The sequence below is a fragment of the Psychrobacter sp. AH5 genome, from assembly GCF_040371085.1.
Lineage (GTDB): Bacteria > Pseudomonadota > Gammaproteobacteria > Pseudomonadales > Moraxellaceae > Psychrobacter.
Genome location: NZ_JAMBMT010000001.1, coordinates 2,722,178 through 2,742,777 on the forward strand (window position 1 = coordinate 2,722,178; position 20,600 = coordinate 2,742,777).

A 20,600-nucleotide genomic window follows, 5' to 3' on the forward strand; every position below is an offset into this window, starting at 1 on the left:
AACCATAGTATTTAATAACCATAGTATTTAGAGAGCAGATAATAGCTTTTAACCCTTTACGCAAAGGAATTATCATAAAAGTAGTTATCTTAAAAGTAGTTATCCTAGTTACTTGCATCCTTACTTAAGCATAGGATTGATTATACCCTCATGCCACAGTTTCAATCACTAATACGCTTATTGCTATTTTATGCTTTTACACTACTTATCATGGTGTCTTTGTATTATGTCGCGCTTTATATTGGCCTAAAGGAATACAGCAAGCAAAATAGCATGGCTATTTTTGATAATTTACAGCATGAAATTATAGAACACGGTGTCGCTACAAACTCTGATGTAGAGGCTATATTAGAAAAAAACTATTTTGCAGATATCAGTTATCAGCTTATTTTTATGCTGCCATCTGGGCAAACCTATATCTATACTCATACTCGCCCCAATGAAAAAGAGCTAATACCCATCAGTTTTCCCGCCTCCGCGGTTAATACTAAAGTCTCTTATCAGCTAGATAATAACGTTCTCAGAGCTAGTATAACCCTTGAAAACGGTTGTAAATTCTATCTTGTGCTGCGTCATAAAAGTCCTGAGATTCGCTGGACCTTATATCGCTACTGGTTACCTTTGATAGCGGCCCTAATACTTCTTATGATAGCGCTGATTTATACCCTCAGACGCCAAGCTAACTGGCAACAAATGCTACTTTATACTGATAATTTGAGCGAAGATGCCAAAGAAGCTTATAGCTCAATACCTTTTATTACTAACAAGAGCTCTTCAGAATTTTTACGCTTAGGATATGCGCTTAGCCGTATCAAATATCAATTGCATAGTAATCATCGCCGCATTCAAACTTTACAGCATCGCTTAGAGCGCTTAGTTGATTACGCTCCTTTACCTATGCTGATGATAATGCGTAAGGGTGATATTAGCTTTTTTAATCGGCGTTTTGAGCAAGTTTTTGCCACTTCTTATCAAAGCGATATTCGTTATAAGCTGATTGATTTTTTTACTGGCAGTGACAAAGCCACTCAGCAATTACTGTTAGACCTTAGTACACAGCGGGTGACGCGTACGCTACTAGTCTATGGTCTAGAGAATAATCAGCCTTATCAGCTACACATTACCCCGTGGTTCGGTGAGCATGGTCAAGTGCGCGGCTTTAGCGCTTTACTAAATAACGTAAGCGCTTTTATTGAAAAAACTGAAACTTTGCAAAAAAGCAATCAAAACTTAGAAGCGAAGGTCAAATCCTTTACTGAGCTTAGATCAGTGATCGGTCATGAGCTGCGTACGCCGCTGAATGCTATTATCAGTACGCTTAATATGATAGAGAAGCAGACTCTAAATAAAGAGCAACAAGAGATCCTCGCAACTCTAACCCAGTCGAGTCAAGCTATGCTTACTATGCTAAATGATATGCTAGATATGGCAAAGATAGAGGCTGGGCGCGTCGATATCTTCAGCGAATCCTGTGATATCTTTAAATTAGGCCAGCACGTCAGTGATCTGATGATAAGCGCTACTCGACGTCAAAATATAGATCTACTGTACTATTTTGATCCGGCTTGCCCTCGTTATATCAGTACAGATGGTAGCCGTCTGTGCCAGATACTCCTAAATCTTATGGGTAATGCGGTTAAGTTTACTCATTCAGGTTATGTAGCTCTCATTATAGAAGGAGTCACTCAGCCCCCACTAAATCAGACGACTTCTTCTGATGCTGATTCTGGTTCTGGTTCTGATATTGTTACGCAGGCTAAAGATAGTACTGACAGTAACCCTGAATATCAGTGGATTCGCTTTAGTGTCAAAGACAGCGGTATCGGTATTGCAGCTAGTGAGCAACATAAATTATTTTCATACTTTAACCAAGCCAATCCGCAAATTAGTCAAAAATTTGGCGGTACGGGACTAGGTTTAGCCATCTCCAATAGCTTTGCGCAGCTACTTGGCGGCTTTATCCAATTAGACAGTGAGATAGACTGTGGGAGCACCTTTAATCTCTATATTCCTTGTCGCAGCCCTATTTATCAACCGGTTTATCATTTTCACAGTGACTTATTACATATTCATCTTATTGCGGTTGTTGATCAAGCCTTAAGTGAGACTTATTTGCAGCGCATAGGCGACTATCTATTTATGACTGTCAGTATTTATAGTGAGCTAAACCCTGTAGCGATAGCGCGATTAGCGCAGCAGCTTACTCAGCCGTCATCAGCAATGACCCCTATTTTGATGTTAGATTATGACTACTTCCAAGCTTATAACGATAAGCTAAAGGCTCAGTCTGAAGCCTTAAATATAGAGAATATAGATAACAGCAATGGCTTAAAAAATAGCTCACTAAACACTGCTAGCCCAGCAAATAATACTTTGCAAGAACTGATTAATAACACGAAAGTAGCAAAGATAGTGCTTAGTCGAAAACCAGAGCGTAGTATACCTTCTGATATTCTTGAAGGATTTGACGGCTTTTTGAACAAACCTATAGACATCACGTTAATGATCTCTGAGCTGATACGCTTAGCTAAACATCAACCTAAAGCACCGCTATCCTCTCTAGCGCCAATAGCAGCGAAAGACGAGCTTATAGCTAGTAATCCGCTAGATATAGACAATGCTGGCTTTGATGCTAACCCGTCTATTGATAATACGGTGATAAGTGAGGCGTCTAAAAAACAATCGGAGTCATCACAGCCGCCGCTAATACTAGTCGTTGAAGATAATACAACCAACCAAAAAATCACCTGTAAGCTTTTATCTAAGCTAGGTTATGAGAGCATCGTGGCAAAAAATGGCGAGCAAGCCCTTAAAGTATTAAAAGTACATCGCCAGCAGCTTGCTCTTATTTTGATGGATTGTAGAATGCCTGTTATGGACGGTTTAGCCGCTACCCGAGCCATTAGAGACTCAGGTGATGATATTGTTATTATTGCTTTGACTGCTAACGATAGTGCTGAGGATAAGCTTATTTGTCAGCAAGCAGGAATGGATGAGTTCTTGACCAAACCTATTCAAAAAAATAAGTTAGAGAAGGTGCTAAAGCTGTTTCTTAATCCTTAAACTCATAGCTTATTTATTTCATAAAGCCATTATCCGCCAAAAAAGCCTCTGTAATGTTACTTTGTGGGTTGCTATGAGAATTGGCATCAGTAGCTGATGAGCTTTGGCCCTTATTGAGTAAACGCTCCAAATAACGCGACACAATATCAACCTCGATATTTACCTTATCGCCTAATAGCCAGTGCTTAGCGATATTAGTCACTTGCGCAGTATGCGGAATGATATTTAAGCTGACAATATTATCGCGCACCAAATTTGTGGTCAAACTAATACCATCTACGGTAATAGAACCTTTAGTAGCGGTATAGTGGGCCAGCTCCTTTGGAATTTCAATCTCTATATAGATAGAGCGCGCATCTTTTTGCAGCTTACTCACTACCCCAACCCCATCGACATGACCGGCGACAATATGACCCCCAAAGCGAGTAGTCGGTAGCATAGCTTTTTCTAAATTAACGATATGACCGGGTTTTAGCGCTTCTAATGCCGTACGAGCGATAGTTTCACGTGAAACATCAACCGAATAATAATTACTACCCATAGCCACTACGGTCAAACAAATACCATTTGAGGCAATAGAATCGCCTAACTTAACATCGCTAAAGTCTAAATCGTCAGACTCTATCGTCAAACGAATATCGCCATCCACTGGTTGCATGGATTTGACATGGCCAACGCTTTCGATAATTCCTGTAAACATGTCTACCTCTTTTGACTATGGGTTTATATAAAGTTATTAAGCTAGTATCTAGGCTAAAGGGGATAAGTTGTGGATAACTATAGCAATATAGTCCTAACTAATTTGTAAAATAGTGAATATTTCGAAGTTATCCACAACCATTGCTATTTTTTCTACTGAAAGTTTTAATTAGATTAAAAAATTATAAGTTATTGATATTATTACAAATATTATAAGTCTTACTAGTTAATTTAGTTATGTATTTGTTTCATGTGAAACTATAATAAATTAAGTTATCCACAACCGCTTATAGTTTCATGTGGAACATCATTAAAATCACCTTAATTATCCACACTCTACCTAACATATCGCCTAGAAATAGAGCTTGTACTAACGGCTAAATAGGTAACAAGGTAATCTTTAAATCATTGCCTATCTGTTCCTGCTTATGATATTGGAAACGTAACTGCTGCGCTAAAGATAAAGGATTAAAATCCACCATAGCTCGCGCCTGTGTACCTAACAGACAAGGCGCTTGATAAACGATTAACTCATCGACTAATTGTTGACTGAGAAAGCTCGCTGCCACGCTCGCTCCTGCTTCTACTAATACCTCATAGCACTGATGCTCACTAACTAAGTTTTTAAGCAAACTGAGCAGATTATCATTGCGCCAATATTGGGTTTGCTCATTACGACATAACTGATAGTCGGACTCTGCCTCATAAGCTAAGCGCTGTCGTCTATCGAGCACAACCACTAACGGCTGAGGGACTTGCTTGATATCGACGCCCAATTGCGATGAGCGCACATTGAGCTTTGGGTTATCCGCTATCACAGTCTGGCTACCTGTGATAATAGCGCCACTTCGCGCTCTTAGCTTTTGTACATCCTCGCGAGCCGCTACCCCTGTTATCCATTTTGACTCACCGTTTGCCATGGCGGTACGACCATCAAGACTAGTCGCAATCTTAAGGCGTACATAAGGCAGCTGCGTGCGCATTGCTTTTAAAAAACCTTTATTTAAAGCAGCGGCTTGTTGTTCTAATACGCCAATAGTGACCGTTATACCCGCCTGCTCTAACAAAGCTACCCCGCGGCCCGCCACTTGCGGATTGGGGTCAAGCCCTGCTATAACCACCCTTTTGATACCAGCTTTTATTAATGCAAGCGCACAAGGCGGCGTCCGTCCGGTATGACTACAGGGCTCCAAGGTAACATAAGCGGTTGCACCTTTTGCGCTTGCGCCTGCTTCTTTTAGAGCAAAAACTTCGGCGTGAGGTTGTCCAGCTTTTGGATGAAAGCCTTGGCCAATAATCTTCGCTGATTGTACTATGACGCAGCCTACTGCTGGATTCGGTCTAGTGGTATACAGCCCTTGCTTAGCTTGTTCAACAGCTAGCATCATAAAGTAATTATCTTCAGCGTTTTGCGCCTGCGGTAATGTTGACATATAAATGGCTTAATAAAATGAGCTGAATAAAAAGGTTTCACGTGAATAAAATATTAAAGACTAACTATAAAATCAGATCCAAAAAGAACAATTAACTATTCATTTTTATCAACAGGACGGATATTAGCAAGCTCTTGATGAAACGCATCAATATCTTGAAAATCGCGATAAACACTAGCAAAACGCACATAAGCGACGTCGTCTAGCTCTTTTAGCTCGCTCATGATGATCTCACCTAGCACTTTACTACTAATCTCACGCTCCCCCATTTGCCTGACGCGTTTTTCTACTCGGCTGATCATCGCCTCTTGTTCATCAATAGTGATAGGGCGCTTTTGTAGCGGTAATAGAATAGAGCGACGTAGTTTCTCGTTGTCATAAGGCTCAATTTTGCCACTAGACTTGATAATACGTGGCATCACTACTTCTACCATCTCAAAAGTGGTAAAGCGCTCTTGACAGCTGCTACACGACCGGCGACGACGAACTTGTGCGCCTTCTGCCGCTAACCGTGAATCGATAACTTTAGTCTCTGAGGCATTACAGTAAGGACAATGCATAGTTTTTCCTTAACCTAAATTTATTTTCCAATGCAGAAACTACCAAATATCTTGCCTAGTAAGTCATCAGCGCTAAACTCGCCTGTAATTTCACCTAAGCTATGCTGGGCTTGTCTTAGGCTCTCAGCGACTAGCTCTCCTGCCTTAAAAACTATTAGCTGCTCATGAGCTTCTGCTAGAGCGTCGGCCGTTCGCCTTAGGGCATCTATGTGCCGAGTACGTGCAATCAGGCTGTTTTCTGGCGGATGAAAGCCTACTTTATCACATAGCGCCTGTATCAATTCTTCAATGCCTGCCCCTGTTTCACATGAAACATTAACTTGTTGATAGCCTTGCTCTGTCATTTCAAGCTGCAATGAAGAGTTGACGTCATTTTTGCTATCAACACTATTTTCATCATTTAACAAATCACTCTTATTAGCGATAATCAGTAGACGCTTAGCTTCTGGTAGCTTACCAAATAGTTGTTCTGCCAACTCTAAAGGCGTACTCTCGCCTGCTATATCACGGGTGACATCATAGACTAGTAGCAAGATATCGGCTTGAGTGATAGCAGTGCGAGCGCGCTCAATACCGATACGCTCAACGGTATCTTCGGTATCACGTAGACCTGCGGTATCGGTTAGATGCAAGGTTAAACCATTAAGCACTACCGTCTCATTTAGCGTATCGCGAGTGGTTCCAGCCACTTCAGTAACAATAGCTCGCTCTTGCCCAGCTAGCCGATTGAGTAAACTTGATTTGCCAGCATTAGGCCGACCGGCTAATACCACATGAATTCCATCGCGCAGTAGCTGGCCTTGCTTAGCAGTAGCTAATACTTGCTGTACTTGTGCCTGTACTTGTTCAAGCTTTTCTTGAATCACGCCATCGGATAAAAAATCAACATCCTCTTCATCAGGGAAATCTATCGCTGCCTCGACATGCAAACGCAGGTGAATCAGCTGTTCTAGCAGCTGATTGATCTTTTCTGAGAATTCCCCAGTTAATGAGCGAATAGCACTACTGGCCGCCGCTACGCTAGTCGCATCGATAGCATCAGCGATGGCTTCTGCTTGCACCAGATCAAGCTTGTCATTATCAAAAGCGCGATAAGAGAATTCACCAGCAGTGGCTTGCTTAGCGCCTAGCTCAAACACGCGCGCTAACAGCAGGTTTTGTAATATCACGCCGCCATGGCCTTGCAGCTCAATCACGTCTTCACCGGTGAAGGAAAAAGGCGCTTTGAAATAAAGTACTAAGCCTTCATCAATCACTTTACCGTCAGCCTGATAAAAGCGGCAAAAACTGGCTAAGCGCGGAGTAAAGCGAGTCTTGCCTGTTAATTGACAAGCAATATCATAAGCTTTGGTTCCAGATAAGCGGATAATCCCAACACCTCCGCGCCCCAATGGCGTAGCGATAGCAGCAATCGTCGGCAATCCAGAGGTTTTAGTCGCTAGTGTCTCAGTAGAATTCACAACTACTCTCAATTAATCAAAACCCTATTATAGACGGCTAGGCTAATACTGACAAAGTAAACTTTAAATAGCGGAGTTTGATATTTTTATTATAAAAAAACCACCGCCTAAGCGATGGTTTTAGAAGGATAACCTATCAAAAGATTATTTTAGCCAAGCACTTTGACAGTACGGCGCTTTTGCTCTTCTTCAACTTTTTTATTGACGATGTATTGCTGCGTCATACTGAATAAGTTATTCACCGTCCAGTACAGTACCAAACCTGCTGGGAAGAACAACATAAAGGCGGTAAAGATAATCGGCAAAAACTTCATAACCTTAGCTTGCATAGGATCAGCAGGCTGCGGATTGAGCTGCTGCTGAATGAACATCGACACCCCCATTAATAGCGGCAAGATGAACCAAGGATCCATTGCAGATAGATCTTGAATCCACAATATCCAAGGGGCATGACGTAGCTCAACACTCTCAACTAATACCCAGTATAGTGCTAAGAAGATCGGCATCTGCATCAAGATAGGTAAACAACCCGCCATTGGATTGACTTTTTCTTCTTTATAGATAGCCATCATCTCTTGCGACATCTTCATCCGATCATCGCCATGCTCTTCTTTGAGCGCGGCAAGCTTAGGCGCTAAAGAGCGCATTTTCGCCATTGAGTAGTAGCTCTTATTTGAGAACCACATCAAGGAGATCTTGACCAAGATAGTTAGCACAATGATTGACCAACCCCAGTTCCCTAATACTTTATGGATGCCATCAAGAATAGCAAAAAGTATCTTCGATATGGGCCATAATAAGCCATAATCAACGGTTTGATTGAGGCCTACTGCGACATCTTTTAGCTCTGATTGTACCTTAGGGCCAGCATATAAAGTGGCGTCTAGAGTCAATTGTTTATTAGCCGCAATATTTATAGGTTGGCTATTAAAACCAATAAAGTAATCACTACCAGTTTCGCGGCTAAAAAATTGACCCGTGAAGTTCTCTGGCGTCCAAGCGGAGACAAAATAATGCTGCACGATACCGACCCAGCCTTTGTCGCTGCTTACATTAATCTCATTATTGCCAAATTTGCCAAACTTAAGCTTATTATAAGGATCTTCAGGAGTACCCCATGCGCCGCCTAAGTAGGTTGCCATACTCAGCGCGCCTTTATCAGACATGCCCGGATCTTTACTATCATCGCGCTTTAACTGCGCAAATAACTGACCTTGCCATGGCTGCGCGGTTCGGTTTTGAATCTGATAGCTGACATCAATAGGATACTTATCATTAGTAAAGGTGTAAGTCTTAGTGATAGTCACGCCATCTTTTTGATAAGTTAGTGGTACTGATAAGGTCTGCTGCCCCTCTTCCATAACGTAATTATCAGCAGTATAGCTATAACTAGCACGGCCCTCTGCAGTATCGATACCGTCTTGACCTATAAGACCTGACTGAGCGATATAAACACGGTTGCTATTATTTTCAAGCAGCACAAAAGGCTCGTCGCTATCAAGTGTCGCGTCATATTGCTTGAGCGCGGCATAAACAATATCACCACCTTCAGGATCAATCTTAATGTCATAACGGTTAGTAGTGACAGAGATAAGTCCATTATCTTTAGTCGGAGCAGTAGTCGCTATACTATTATCAATAGGTAATGTCTGTGCTGGAATATCACCAGCGGTACCAGTAGTAGAGGGAATATCTGCGCCTACTGAAGTTGCTGATTTTGGCGTAGCTTCTACAGCTGGCGCATCAGCATAATCATCTCGCCATGCCAAAATCAGCAGATAAGCGGTAATTAGCATCGCAATGATGATCATTACCCGTAATATCTTTTGCATAAACCTGTCCTAGATTAAAAAATTAGGGAACCAAACATGAGGGCATGCATCATAATTACTGGGACAAAACTGCTCATGTCGCTAGCAGCTCTAATATAATCAGTAATCATTTACATAAAATGTGCATTATTTTACTAAAAATCTAGCCTAAATGATACCAACAGTGTGGATAGGCTGTGGATAACTCTAATAAATTGGGGATAACTTACTAAAATAAGGAGAACTACTAGATAATTATCATTAGTTATCCACAATCTATCCTATGCAAATCTATTTTTGGCTTAGAAGATTGTTTAAACGTGCTACATAGCTGGTGTTATCAAGATAAACACTCAAACTCTCATTACTAACAGCAGGGCGGTAGTGATAGCGGTTTAAAGGAAGCGGGACAAAATCGATACCATGTCCACCCCAAGGTTGACAACGACCAAGGCGTTTAACGAGTAACCAACCTCCTGATCGAACCCCATGCCAAGCAATAGCTTGTTTACCATAATTTGAACAAGTTGGATAATAACGACAACGAGCCGGTATTATTGGACTTATTATCTTTTGATAAAAATTAATACATCCAATAAATATTTTATTTATAAAATGATTAATATTATTTTTATAACTATACATTTTATTTTTTTTCTATTTTTTTAAAAATATTATTAATTTGTTTTTTTATATCTTTATTACTAATATCTTTTATAGAATTTTTTACTATAAATACAATATCTTTATTTTCTAAATTAAAAGCTTGATTACGAAAGTTCTCTCTAATTAAACGTTTGACCAAATTGCGGCTGACAGCGTTAGGAACTTTGCGTTTAGTAATAGCCATACCGACGCGCGGCTGATCAAGCGTATTGCTACGTATAAATGCCATTAAATGGCTCTGATGCAATTTACGCTCAGGAGCATCAAACACCTCACGAAAAGCTGCTGGAGTGAGTAGACGCTGCTCTTTAGTGAAGCGGAAGGTAGGGGTAGCTAAAGACGAATGGGACATAGTGCGGCCTAAAATAAGAGCTATACCATAGTTATTGGTTAAATAACTATTTAAGCATTTGATGTGATATATGAAATATTAAGTACTTAGTACAAATTATAGAGACAAAAAAAGCGCCTACGAGGGCGCTTTTAATATATGTCTTAGTTATCAATCATAACCAATACTATTTACACAGTAAGACGATGACGTCCTTTAGCGCGGCGACGTGCCAATACTTGACGGCCTTTCTTCGTTGCCATACGTGCACGGAAACCGTGAGTACGTTTACGCTTGATCACGCTTGGTTGGAATGTACGTTTCATAACTCACCTATCAAAATAATGGACTAAATTCAAATAATGCGGGATTATATCATTTTACTAAATTTAGGTCAATAAACTAATTGATTGTTTTGCTAGTAATTACTCTTAATATGCCAATTGCTCCTAGTACGCCATTGCTGCTGTTCTTTAGTCCTCTTTTATATTTTAACTCAGTATAATTTGTAATCTACTAAGCTGTTTGTTCAGTTTTATTACTAATCTTACTGTCACTTTTGCTAACGCTTTTAGGAAGTTATCCACAGATTTTGTCGTTCTCTATAATAATTAACTATTAATATATATAAGTATTGTTGTTATTGGGGCCCTATATTTCTGCGGATAAGTCAATATAATCGTTACTTATCAAAGTATTAGAGTATGGGTAACCCTGTGGATAACCTGTGGATGGAATGGGGGTAACTCAGGTACTAAAGTTATCCCCAAAACTATCCACAGGGTTATCCCCAAAAAACAGGATGTTATCCACAGGCTATTTGTGGTAGATTATGCCCCTATTAATACTGTAATTTATTACTATTTTTTTGGATTAAATTTAAGATCAAGTACGCAGTTAAATGCCTAGCTCTAAGCGCTAATACATCGCATTTACTATTGAATAATAAGGTTAGTTTTTCATGATAGATACCGCTACACTTTGGGATAAATGCTTGGATGACCTGCGTTATCATGTCAAAGATAATGTCTTTACTATGTGGTTGAGACCTTTATCAGCGCATCAAGAAGCGCAAACCTTAGTGATTAGAGCGCCCAATGATTATTTTGTTTCTTACATCAAAAAAAATCATTTGGACGATATTCGTCAATTAGTCGCTAAGCATAGCCAAGACAACATTGATGACGTAGTTGTTCGGGTTGATAACATTGCTCAGTCTGATCAGAGTAGTGAGCAAGATACTATTGCTAGCAACCCTACTAGTAGCAATGCTCAAGCGAATAATTCTTTATTTACTAATGATAATGGGGGCTCCTCCCCTACCCTCTTACCACAAAATAAATCAGCGCAAAATAATAACGAGAGTTTAACGCTAGCCGCTAGAGCTGATGCTGGTACTAATCATCAGTATGCGGCTCTCATTGACTCTGCTGATGCCAAATCACTCAGTTACCTAAACCCTGATTTTACCTTTGAAACCTTTGTTACTGGCAAGTCAAACAACCTTGCTTACAAGGCTTGTTATGAGCTCAGTAAGCGCCAATCAAAAAATAGACATAATCCATTATTTATATATGGTCCTTCAGGATTAGGAAAAACTCATTTAATGCATTCTGTTGCTCAGCGCTATTTAAAAAATAATAGAAGTTTTTATTATTTCACTTCTGAGAAATTTATTAACCAATTAGTTTATTCTTTAAGAAATAATAAAATAGAAGATTTTAAAAAGAAAATTAAAAAAGTTGATTTATTGATTGTCGATGATATTCATGTGTTAGCAGGAAAGACTAAAAGTAGTAATGAATTTTTGACCTTATTTGCCGATTTTACTAGTGGTGATAAACAGCTTATTTTGGCCTCAGATCGTCATCCTTCACAAATGACTGAGTTTGATGAGAGATTTCGCTCACGGTTTTCTTGGGGTTTAACAGTGGCCGTTGAGCCACCTGAGATTGATACGCGAGTGCAGATATTACAAAGAAAAGCCGCCTCCTTTGGCATGATACTACCCAAAGAGTGCGCTTTATTTATTGCACAAAATGTCGTCTCTAATGTCAGAAGATTGGAAGGCGCTTTGAATCAAGTGTTTGCCAATGCGAATCTGACAGGTGCACCGGTGACGCTTGAGATGGTGCAGTATGCGCTAAAAGACATAGTCGCTATGCGTGTACAAGCGGTTAATATGGATAATATTCGTAAAGTTGTCGCTGAATACTATGATATAAGCGTTAAGGACTTGATGGGACGTAAGCGTACTCGTAGTATTGCCAGACCACGGCAGATAGCCATGGCACTATCGCGGGAGCTGACTGGGGACAGCTATCCTGATATTGGTCAGTCATTTGGAGGCCGCGACCACACGACCGTTATGCATGGCTGTGAAAAAGTCGCTCAATTGCGCGCGGAAGATCCTACGGTAGACAAAGACTATAAAGCTTTAGCTATGATGTTACAGGCTGGATAGTAGCGAATAGTTACGCGGTATTTTAGCGGCTAAATATAGTTTATAATGATTCAAACTTATAAAAATATAACTACCTCTACAAACAGATTTCTTTAAAAATAAGAGTACCTAGCATGCAATTATCGATTAATCGTGAGTCGTTGTTAAAAGCTATTAACTTAATCGCCAAGGCTGCTGACAAGCGTCATAATATGGTGATTTTGGGCAATATAAAGTTGCAATTATCTGAATCAGAGCTAGTATTGACCGCTTCTGATTTAGAGGTTGAGCTGACCTCTACCCTTAAATTACCTGCAGGCGCTTGCGTAGCAGCCGGGACAACGACTCTACCTGCGATGAAACTCAAAGATATTTGTCGATCATTGCCGGCTCAAGCACAAATCACGCTAACCACTCAAGAAAATGAGCGCTGCTTATTGACTAGTGGCAAGAGCCGCTTTACCTTAGGGACTTTGCCAAGCAGTGATTATCCAAATTTAGGCAATCCTGAAAACATAACGGCTTTGACTATCAGCCGTAGCCGCTTGATAGATCTGATTCATAAAACACAGTTTGCCATGGCGATTCAAGATGTCCGCTATTATTTGACTGGTATGCTCTTTGATGTGTCACAGCAGCAGCTGACTACGGTGGCTACCGATGGTCACAGATTAGCTTTGGCGCGTAGTGTGATTGATATTGATAGTGATTTAAACATGCAAGCTATATTGCCCCGTAAAGCGGTGATTGAGCTAGAACGTTTGGCGACTGAGCTAGGCAAGATGCTAGGTGATAAAGATAATGTCGTAACTTTAAGTTTCGGCAGAGAGTTCTTACAAGTCAGTTTGCCGTTTGGCGATGTTGATAGCACAGGGCAGGTGAGCACAGACTTGATGGTAACCTTTACCGCCCGTCTTATTGACGGTAAATTTCCAGACTATCGCCGAGTTATGCCCAGTAATACTGATAAGCTAGCTTTATTTAGTCAAGAAAAAATGACTGATGTGTTACGCCGAGTCGCTATTTTAAGTAACGAAAAGTCTCGCGGTGTAGTATTTAACTTTGCTAGCGATGGCATGGTTGAGATTCGAGCCAATAACGCTGAGCAAGATGAAGCGGTAGAGATGATTCAGGCAAAGTATCAAGGTGAGCCGATGGAGCTATCCTTTAATGCCGCCTATCTGCAAGATGTATTGGGCGTCATTCAAGGCGAGGTGCAGATGCACATGAGTCAGTCCAATGCTTCAGTTTTGGTCAATCAGTTAAATGATGACTTTCATCAATACGTTATTATGCCAATGCGCATATAATAGCAAGCTGAACAAGGCTAGTATAATTATCATGATTGAACGTTTGCAGGCAACAGACCTACGCAATCTAAGCAAGGTTAGGCTACAAGCCGCTGCTTGTAACGTTATCATTGGACAAAATGGCAGCGGTAAAACCTCCTTATTAGAAGCTATATTTTTATTATCACGCGGCAAGAGCTTTCGTCATAGCCAACCTAAACGCTATATTCAGCATCATCAGCCATCGACTACCGTCCATGCACTTTTGAGTGATGGACGCACCTTGGCCATTCAAAAGCAGATTGATGCGACGACTATTTTACGTCTCAATCAAACTACGGTTTATAATCAAAGTATTCTTACTGAGCAGTTGCCCACTTTACTAATAGACCCCTCCTCAATGGATATGCTAGAGCAGGGTAGTGCTAGCCGTCGTCAGTTATTAGACTGGCTAGTGTTTCACATGAAACCAGGATTTCATCCGCAATGGGTAGCTTATCAGCGTTTGCTAAAACAGCGTAACGCCTTACTTAAGCAAACCAATAGCTTGACCTCAGTACAGCTTGCTGAACTAAAATCTTGGGATCAAGGCATAGCCAATAATGCCGCTCTTATCCATCATTATCGTGAGCAAGTCTTTCTTGCTTGGCAGCCATATTTTGAACAAAGTATGACGCAGTTATTACCCGCTTATGCTGAACAAATCAGCTTGAGTTATAACGCTGGTTACGATACTACCATACCTTTAGATAAACAGCTGCAGGAGCGTCTGAGTCAAGATCTACAGCTAGGCTATACTCGTATTGGCAGTCATCGCGCAGATATTCATGTGCATTGGCGCTCTGAGAGTCATAATGATGATGATATCGCTAACAAAAGGGCCTCCTTAAAGGAGCAAGCGGCCAATGTGTTATCTCGGGGTGAAAAAAAGCTATTAATTACTGCTTTGCGTTTATCGCAGCTGCCGCTATTACTACATAGTAAATCAACCGAAAGCTTGTCTGAGCAATCTACAATAGCTGAGTCTAATATCACGCCAGTAGTGTTATTAGACGATATCACCGCTGAGCTTGATGATAGAGCGATAAAGATTTTGTTAGCAACTTTAGCACAGTTGCCTTGCCAAGTATTTATGACCAGCTTAACCGCTGATGTACTACCGATAGTCCAAAAATACTGGTCAAATTATAATACGTTTCACATGAAACAAGGTGAAATAACAAATTTTGATAGCGCTAATTAAACTTATACTTTTAGATAAATAATTGTTTATTAATTTATCATATACTTATTAGTTAATATTATTGAAATTGACTCAGATATTTTATCAATAATCCTCATTTCTACTCTATTTATCCCTCTATTCAACGCTTTATTTTAGGCTATTAGCTTTATTATCGATTAGCATCTGACATTCGCGATACTTTACAGTCATTAAGCTATAAATCACCAGTAAACAGTGACTTAGAGCCAAAAAAATGTTAAAATAATCCTTTATTTTTACCCTATTTTCAGCGATTATCTGACGTTCTTCTCTGTAGTGTTTTTGCAACTATCAAGTAATCTATAGTTGGTCAAAATACTGTCGATATAAAATATTAATAGCGCTAATTAGCACTGTTAGTTATTAGTGCTAAGTGGAGTGTGGGACAACGTTACAGTACGATATTTAACCGTAAGCGTACTGCTATTAGCTGATTACGGCTTGATTAAGGAATGCACATGAGTGACTCATTACCTATCGATAACGAGCAGTTGGATACCGAACTATTGGACACAGAATTAGTCGCAGAAAGCAACTCTGAAACTGTAGCGGTCGACCCTATTGTTGAAAAATTGCCTTCTGATTATAGCTCCAAAGATATCCGGGTATTGCGCGGGTTAGAGGCGGTACGTGTGCGTCCGGGGATGTATATCGGCGATACCGATGACGGCACAGGCCTGCACCATATGGTGTTTGAAGTCGTTGATAACTCTATCGATGAAGCACTTGCTGGTCACTGTGATCAGATTGATATTATTATTCATGAAGACGAGTCTGTCAGTGTTATGGATAATGGCCGCGGTGTTCCGGTCGATATTCACCCTGAAGAAGGCGTATCAGCGGCTCAGGTGATTATGACGGTACTGCATGCGGGTGGTAAGTTCGATGATAACAGCTATAAAGTATCAGGCGGCTTGCATGGGGTTGGGGTATCGGTGGTCAATGCGTTATCTAAAACGCTTGAGATGAACATCTGGCGCGAAGGCTATCATTATCAGCAGACCTATACGGATGGCGTCCCTGATAGTGAAATTCAGCAGTTAGAGGCCACTGAACAAACGGGAACCCAAATCCGTTTTTATCCTAGCAGCGATGTATTTACTGGCACTATTTTTGAGTACGATGTGTTAGCTAAGCGTCTGCGTGAGCTATCATTTTTGAACTCTGGGGTGCGTATCGTTCTAACTGATGAGCGTATTGATAAGCGTCATGAGTTTGAACATAAAGGCGGTTTGTCTGAATTTGTCAGCTACATTAATGCTGGTAAAGACGGTATCAATGAAGTGTTCCATTTCACTAGCGAACAAGATGATGGTATCGCTGTCGAAGTGGCTTTGCAGTGGACCGATACTTATAACGAAAAAGTGCTGTGTTTCACCAATAACATCTCGCAGCGCGATGGTGGCACCCATTTATCAGGTTTTCGCTCCGCATTGACGCGTGTGCTAAACAGTTATATGGATCGTGAGAATTTATTTAAAAAAGAGAAGGTCGTGGCTACGGGCGATGATGCACGTGAAGGCTTAACCGCTATTGTATCGGTAAAAGTGCCAGATCCTAAGTTCTCTAGTCAAACTAAAGACAAGCTAGTCTCTAGCGAAGTAAAGTCTGCGGTCGAATCAGCGATGCACGATAAGTTTAACGATTACTTACTCGAAAACCCAAGCGCTGGTAAAGCCATCGCCGGTAAGATTATCGATGCCGCTCGTGCCCGTGATGCGGCGCGTAAAGCGCGTGAGATGACTCGTCGTAAGACCACTTTAGACATTGCTGGTTTGCCTGGTAAATTAGCGGATTGCCAAGAAAAAGATCCGGCATTATCAGAGCTATACATAGTGGAGGGTGATTCTGCAGGCGGCTCTGCTAAGCAAGGCCGTAGCCGTAAAACGCAAGCGATTCTACCGCTAAAAGGTAAAATCTTGAACGTTGAGCGCGCGCGTTTTGATAAGATGCTATCGTCAGCTGAAGTCGGTAATTTAATTACCGCGCTAGGCTGTGGTATTGGCCCTGATGAGTATAATCCGGATAAAGTTCGCTATCACAAAATCATCATCATGACCGATGCGGACGTTGATGGCTCGCACATTCGGACTTTGCTGTTGACTTTTTTCTTCCGTCAAACGCCAGAGCTGATTGAACGTGGTTATATCTATATTGCGCAGCCGCCGCTTTATAAAGTCAAAAAAGGTCGCCAAGAGCTTTATCTAAAGGACGATGAGGCGCTTAAAGCTTATCTATTATCATCAACCATTGATAATACCAAGCTGCATGTTAGCGCTGATGCGCCAGCTATTACCGGTCAAGCGCTGGAGACTTTGCTCAATGATTATAACCAAACGCAGCTGATAAAAGCCCGTTTGCAGATTCGTTTTCCAGCGACACTATTAGATGCGTTGACGCATACGCCAAAACTCAGCACTGATATGACTTTTGATAAGTCAGTCATGGAAGAGTGGCAAGCGCAGCTGCAAACACAACTTGATATTTTTGGTAGTGATTTGAGCCCTGAGATTGAACTGGTCAATATACATGCGCCAGTGACCGCCGCTACTGATGCGGTTACCGCTGACTTGCTAGGCATGAAGCCGCAAGTACAGCCTGAAAGCTTAAATGCTGAGTCTAGTCTTACTGGCGAAACAGTTGCTAGTAGTGAAGTGCAGTCGAAAAAACCGCAGTGGCTGCCACGGATTACTGTCTATGTGCATCAATTAGCGCATAATTACCTATTAGATGCTAGCTTTATTAATTCAGGCGAGTACAGTAAGTTACTGCGTTTAGCAAGTGAGTGGAATACGCTTCTTGAGGATAGTGCTTTTATTCGTCGTGAAGCGACAGCTGGCACTAGCAAAGACATTCCAGTGCGCGATTTCGATCATTTATGGCAACAAATGATGCTTGATGCGCGTCGTGGTCTAGCTATTCAGCGCTATAAAGGGCTAGGTGAGATGAACGCCGATCAGCTTTGGGATACGACGATGGATCCTGAGAACCGCCGCATGCTACGTGTCACTATCGAAGACGCTATTGCTGCCGATCATATGTTTACTTGCCTAATGGGTGATCATGTCGAACCACGCCGTATCTTTATTGAAGAGAATGCCTTGACAGTTTCTAACTTAGATATCTAACTCTTTAAAATATAGGTTTATAATAAAAGTCATCTTGCTAGCAAGGTGGTTTTTTTTGTTTCATGTGAAACCTTAATCGATAGTAAGGATATATTTATGCTAGATGCAGAACAAAAGCAAGCTTTGGCCAAATTGCCGAAAGCCACGTTAGTTAATTTTGTTGCTGAAGTACAAGGCGTAGATAAGCTATTGGATAAAAAGATAGAACGGCTGCTGCTACAATCTGATACGCCAAAGCTAATAAAAAAGCTGACTTCTAACTTAAAAGGTCTACGTCGTCGCCATGCATTCGTCGAATATTGGAAAGTTAGTGAGTTTGTCACAGAATTGCAGTATTTATCTGATGATATTATGACGCTATATCCTGAACAGGTAGAGTCTTGTCTAAACTTGCTTGAGTTATTTATAGAGTCGAGTAATAGTAGCTTGCAGCGCTGCGAAGACAGTAGTGAGGTCGCTAGGGTTTATAGAAGTGCTGCACAGTCTTGGCTAATGGTCGCAAGTAGTTGCTATAGCCAAGAAAAAACAACTGTGCCAGTCGATGAACAAGACATCTTAAGTCAAGCTTGGCAGTCGAGAGTTAAGACACTCATTGATGACAATGACTACGGGTTTGGTCATATCTATGGTACTAAAGAAGCGTTAATCGAGGGCATCAATGAGCTGTTATCAGAGTCTGAAATATCAGAGCTTATTAATGACTATAAGCAGTATTATGAAAGCTTGTTTGAACCAGATTTATCAGCAGATAAAGAGGCTCAATCGTTGAGGTCATCACATAGTCATAATAGAGCCAATCATCAAGAAAAACGTAAAACAGAAGTGACGCTTGTAGGTTTAGTCAAAGCATTAAGTAATGTCGCTATATTTGAGAAAGTATATTTACGGATTTATCCTAAAGACTCTATGGCCTTAGCGCAGTTAAATGAGCTATTAACGTTCATGGTCGATAACCAAGCTTATGAGATAGCAGAGCAATATCTGAGTGAAGTCTGGCAGAGTCGTAATAAGCGCGAGCAATTACAACGCTTGGACTGGCTAAGCGAGATTCAGCGCTTAAAAGGGGAGACTCAAGCACAAATACAAACACTTAAAGAAGCGTTTGAGCTGCATGCGTCGCCACAAAGACTAAAGTCAATAATGGCTATTGCCAGTCCCGCTGAGCAGGCAAAACTACGTAAATTGGCTTACCAGCTAGTAGAACAACAGTCAGATATTATCTTGGCCGTAACATTATTATTAGAGATAGGGGAGACTAAGCTTGCCAATCAAGTTGCGGTGACGCGTCATCTTGAGTTTGTCGATATTCATTATGAAACGCTTACCCGCTTGCTCAAAGAGCTACCTGATGATACCTACCTTATACGAGTGATCATCTACCGTAGCCTACTTAGTGATATCTTAGATAATGGGCGTAGTAAAGCTTATGGACACGCGGCTCGCTACTATAAAAAGCTATTACCAATGGACTTTACCATTAGTAGAGGTCAAGCAGGTTACAATGGATTGGCGAGCCATCAACAATACACAGCGGAACTCATGCAAAAACATGGTAAAAAATATAGCTTTTGGGAGCGGATAGAGGACTAAATGAGCTTAAAATCTGTTAACCGTTTACCAACAATCACTATCAATGCCATGGTCAAGTACTGGACAAAGATTAATGTTTCACGTGAAACAAAGTAAAAATAAGCAGAGAATAAATGATCGAAGTTATATTACTAGCTATCGCTTTAGCTATGGATGCGTTTGCAGTATCGATAGGGCTAGGAGCTAAATCAGTAAACAGGTTGCAAGATGAAGGGCGAAAAAACCTACGTCATTTAGCAATATATAGCGCATTATACTTTGGGGTAGCGCAGGGGGGAATGCCACTTTTTGGCTACTTATTAGGAGCGGTATTGTTAGGTTGGCTCGCTACAGCTGCGCCTTGGATCGGCGGCAGTATTCTTATCATATTAGGCGGAAAAATGCTTTATGAAGTGTTTTTAATCGATAATAAAGGCAGGGCAGACGACAACGAAAACACTATGCGAGCAGATGCGCAAACAAGCGCTCAAGTGTTTGACTCGTATAAAACTATTAACCATAAAACTATGTTTACGCTAGCGATAGCTACTAGTATTGATGCGATGGCAGCAGGCTTTACGCTTAATTTACTATCTATGAATGCTTGGTTAGCCTGTTTACTTATTGCACTTATTACAGCCGCTTTTAGCTGGTTAGGAGTCTATCTTGGTAACCGTTCAGGAACTTGGCTTGAGGACAAAGCCGAAGCTTTAGGCGGTATAGTACTTATCACTATAGGCCTAAAAGTAATGTTCTTTAGTTAATTAAGCCAAATTACTTTTTACCGCTAAAAAAAGACCACACTATATATAATTAGAGCAGTCCTTTTGTTTCACGTGAAACTTAAGTTAGAAGTTTTTTATATTCGCTAGGTTTCATGTGAA

General features: G+C 40.9%; 15 protein-coding genes. 7 read left to right on the top strand and 8 right to left on the bottom strand.

Annotated features, from left to right (window positions below; all coding sequences use genetic code 11):
• Nucleotides 1-150: 150 nt before the first annotated feature.
• The gene (locus M0N77_RS11585; protein ID WP_353105328.1) at nt 151-3,063 is read left to right on the top strand and encodes a response regulator; all 2,913 of its coding nucleotides are present in this window, start codon (nt 151-153) and stop codon (nt 3,061-3,063) included.
• A 13-nt stretch (nt 3,064-3,076) separates the two neighbouring features.
• Here the strand turns inward: M0N77_RS11585 and M0N77_RS11590 are convergent, their stop codons facing one another.
• The 8 genes from M0N77_RS11590 to rpmH form a co-directional block, all read right to left on the bottom strand.
• Nucleotides 3,077-3,763, bottom strand: coding sequence for a riboflavin synthase (locus M0N77_RS11590; RefSeq protein WP_353105329.1), 687 nt, complete (start codon nt 3,761-3,763; stop codon nt 3,077-3,079).
• Nucleotides 3,764-4,139: 376 nt separating this feature from the next.
• Nucleotides 4,140-5,195: a bifunctional diaminohydroxyphosphoribosylaminopyrimidine deaminase/5-amino-6-(5-phosphoribosylamino)uracil reductase RibD gene (ribD, locus tag M0N77_RS11595; protein ID WP_353105330.1), complete on the bottom strand. Its 1,056-nt coding sequence runs from the start codon at nt 5,193-5,195 to the stop codon at nt 4,140-4,142.
• Nucleotides 5,196-5,290: 95 nt separating this feature from the next.
• Complete coding sequence (gene nrdR, locus M0N77_RS11600) at nt 5,291-5,755, bottom strand: transcriptional regulator NrdR (protein WP_353105331.1); 465 nt, start codon at nt 5,753-5,755, stop codon at nt 5,291-5,293.
• A 20-nt stretch (nt 5,756-5,775) separates the two neighbouring features.
• Complete coding sequence (gene mnmE / locus M0N77_RS11605) at nt 5,776-7,215, bottom strand: tRNA uridine-5-carboxymethylaminomethyl(34) synthesis GTPase MnmE (protein WP_353105332.1); 1,440 nt, start codon at nt 7,213-7,215, stop codon at nt 5,776-5,778.
• A 149-nt stretch (nt 7,216-7,364) separates the two neighbouring features.
• Nucleotides 7,365-9,047, bottom strand: coding sequence for a membrane protein insertase YidC (gene yidC, locus M0N77_RS11610; protein WP_353105333.1), 1,683 nt, complete (start codon nt 9,045-9,047; stop codon nt 7,365-7,367).
• A 270-nt stretch (nt 9,048-9,317) separates the two neighbouring features.
• The gene (gene yidD / locus M0N77_RS11615) at nt 9,318-9,671 is read right to left on the bottom strand and encodes a membrane protein insertion efficiency factor YidD (RefSeq protein ID WP_353105334.1); all 354 of its coding nucleotides are present in this window, start codon (nt 9,669-9,671) and stop codon (nt 9,318-9,320) included.
• A gap of 1 nt (nt 9,672) precedes the next feature.
• Complete coding sequence (rnpA, locus tag M0N77_RS11620) at nt 9,673-10,044, bottom strand: ribonuclease P protein component (protein WP_353105335.1); 372 nt, start codon at nt 10,042-10,044, stop codon at nt 9,673-9,675.
• Nucleotides 10,045-10,214: 170 nt separating this feature from the next.
• Entirely contained in the window at nt 10,215-10,349 is a 135-nt protein-coding gene (gene rpmH, locus M0N77_RS11625) for a 50S ribosomal protein L34 (RefSeq protein WP_007394757.1), read from the bottom strand.
• Nucleotides 10,350-10,984: 635 nt separating this feature from the next.
• Between rpmH and dnaA the strand changes: the two genes are divergently transcribed.
• From dnaA to M0N77_RS11655, 6 genes are all read left to right on the top strand, one after another.
• On the top strand, nt 10,985-12,487 hold the full coding sequence (gene dnaA, locus M0N77_RS11630; RefSeq protein ID WP_353105336.1) for a chromosomal replication initiator protein DnaA: 1,503 nt from the start codon (nt 10,985-10,987) through the stop codon (nt 12,485-12,487).
• 113 nt (nt 12,488-12,600) lie between these two features.
• Nucleotides 12,601-13,776 carry a DNA polymerase III subunit beta gene (gene dnaN / locus M0N77_RS11635; protein WP_353105337.1) on the top strand — a complete coding sequence of 392 codons (1,176 nt, stop codon included), beginning with the start codon at nt 12,601-12,603 and terminating at the stop codon, nt 13,774-13,776.
• Nucleotides 13,777-13,807: 31 nt separating this feature from the next.
• Entirely contained in the window at nt 13,808-14,998 is a 1,191-nt protein-coding gene (locus M0N77_RS11640; protein ID WP_353105338.1) for a DNA replication and repair protein RecF, read from the top strand.
• Nucleotides 14,999-15,477: 479 nt separating this feature from the next.
• Nucleotides 15,478-18,147 carry a DNA topoisomerase (ATP-hydrolyzing) subunit B gene (gene gyrB, locus M0N77_RS11645; RefSeq protein WP_353105339.1) on the top strand — a complete coding sequence of 890 codons (2,670 nt, stop codon included), beginning with the start codon at nt 15,478-15,480 and terminating at the stop codon, nt 18,145-18,147.
• A 96-nt stretch (nt 18,148-18,243) separates the two neighbouring features.
• Nucleotides 18,244-19,737, top strand: coding sequence for a DUF6880 family protein (locus M0N77_RS11650; RefSeq protein WP_353105340.1), 1,494 nt, complete (start codon nt 18,244-18,246; stop codon nt 19,735-19,737).
• A gap of 113 nt (nt 19,738-19,850) precedes the next feature.
• Nucleotides 19,851-20,480: a manganese efflux pump MntP family protein gene (locus M0N77_RS11655; protein WP_353105341.1), complete on the top strand. Its 630-nt coding sequence runs from the start codon at nt 19,851-19,853 to the stop codon at nt 20,478-20,480.
• Nucleotides 20,481-20,600: the final 120 nt, after the last annotated feature.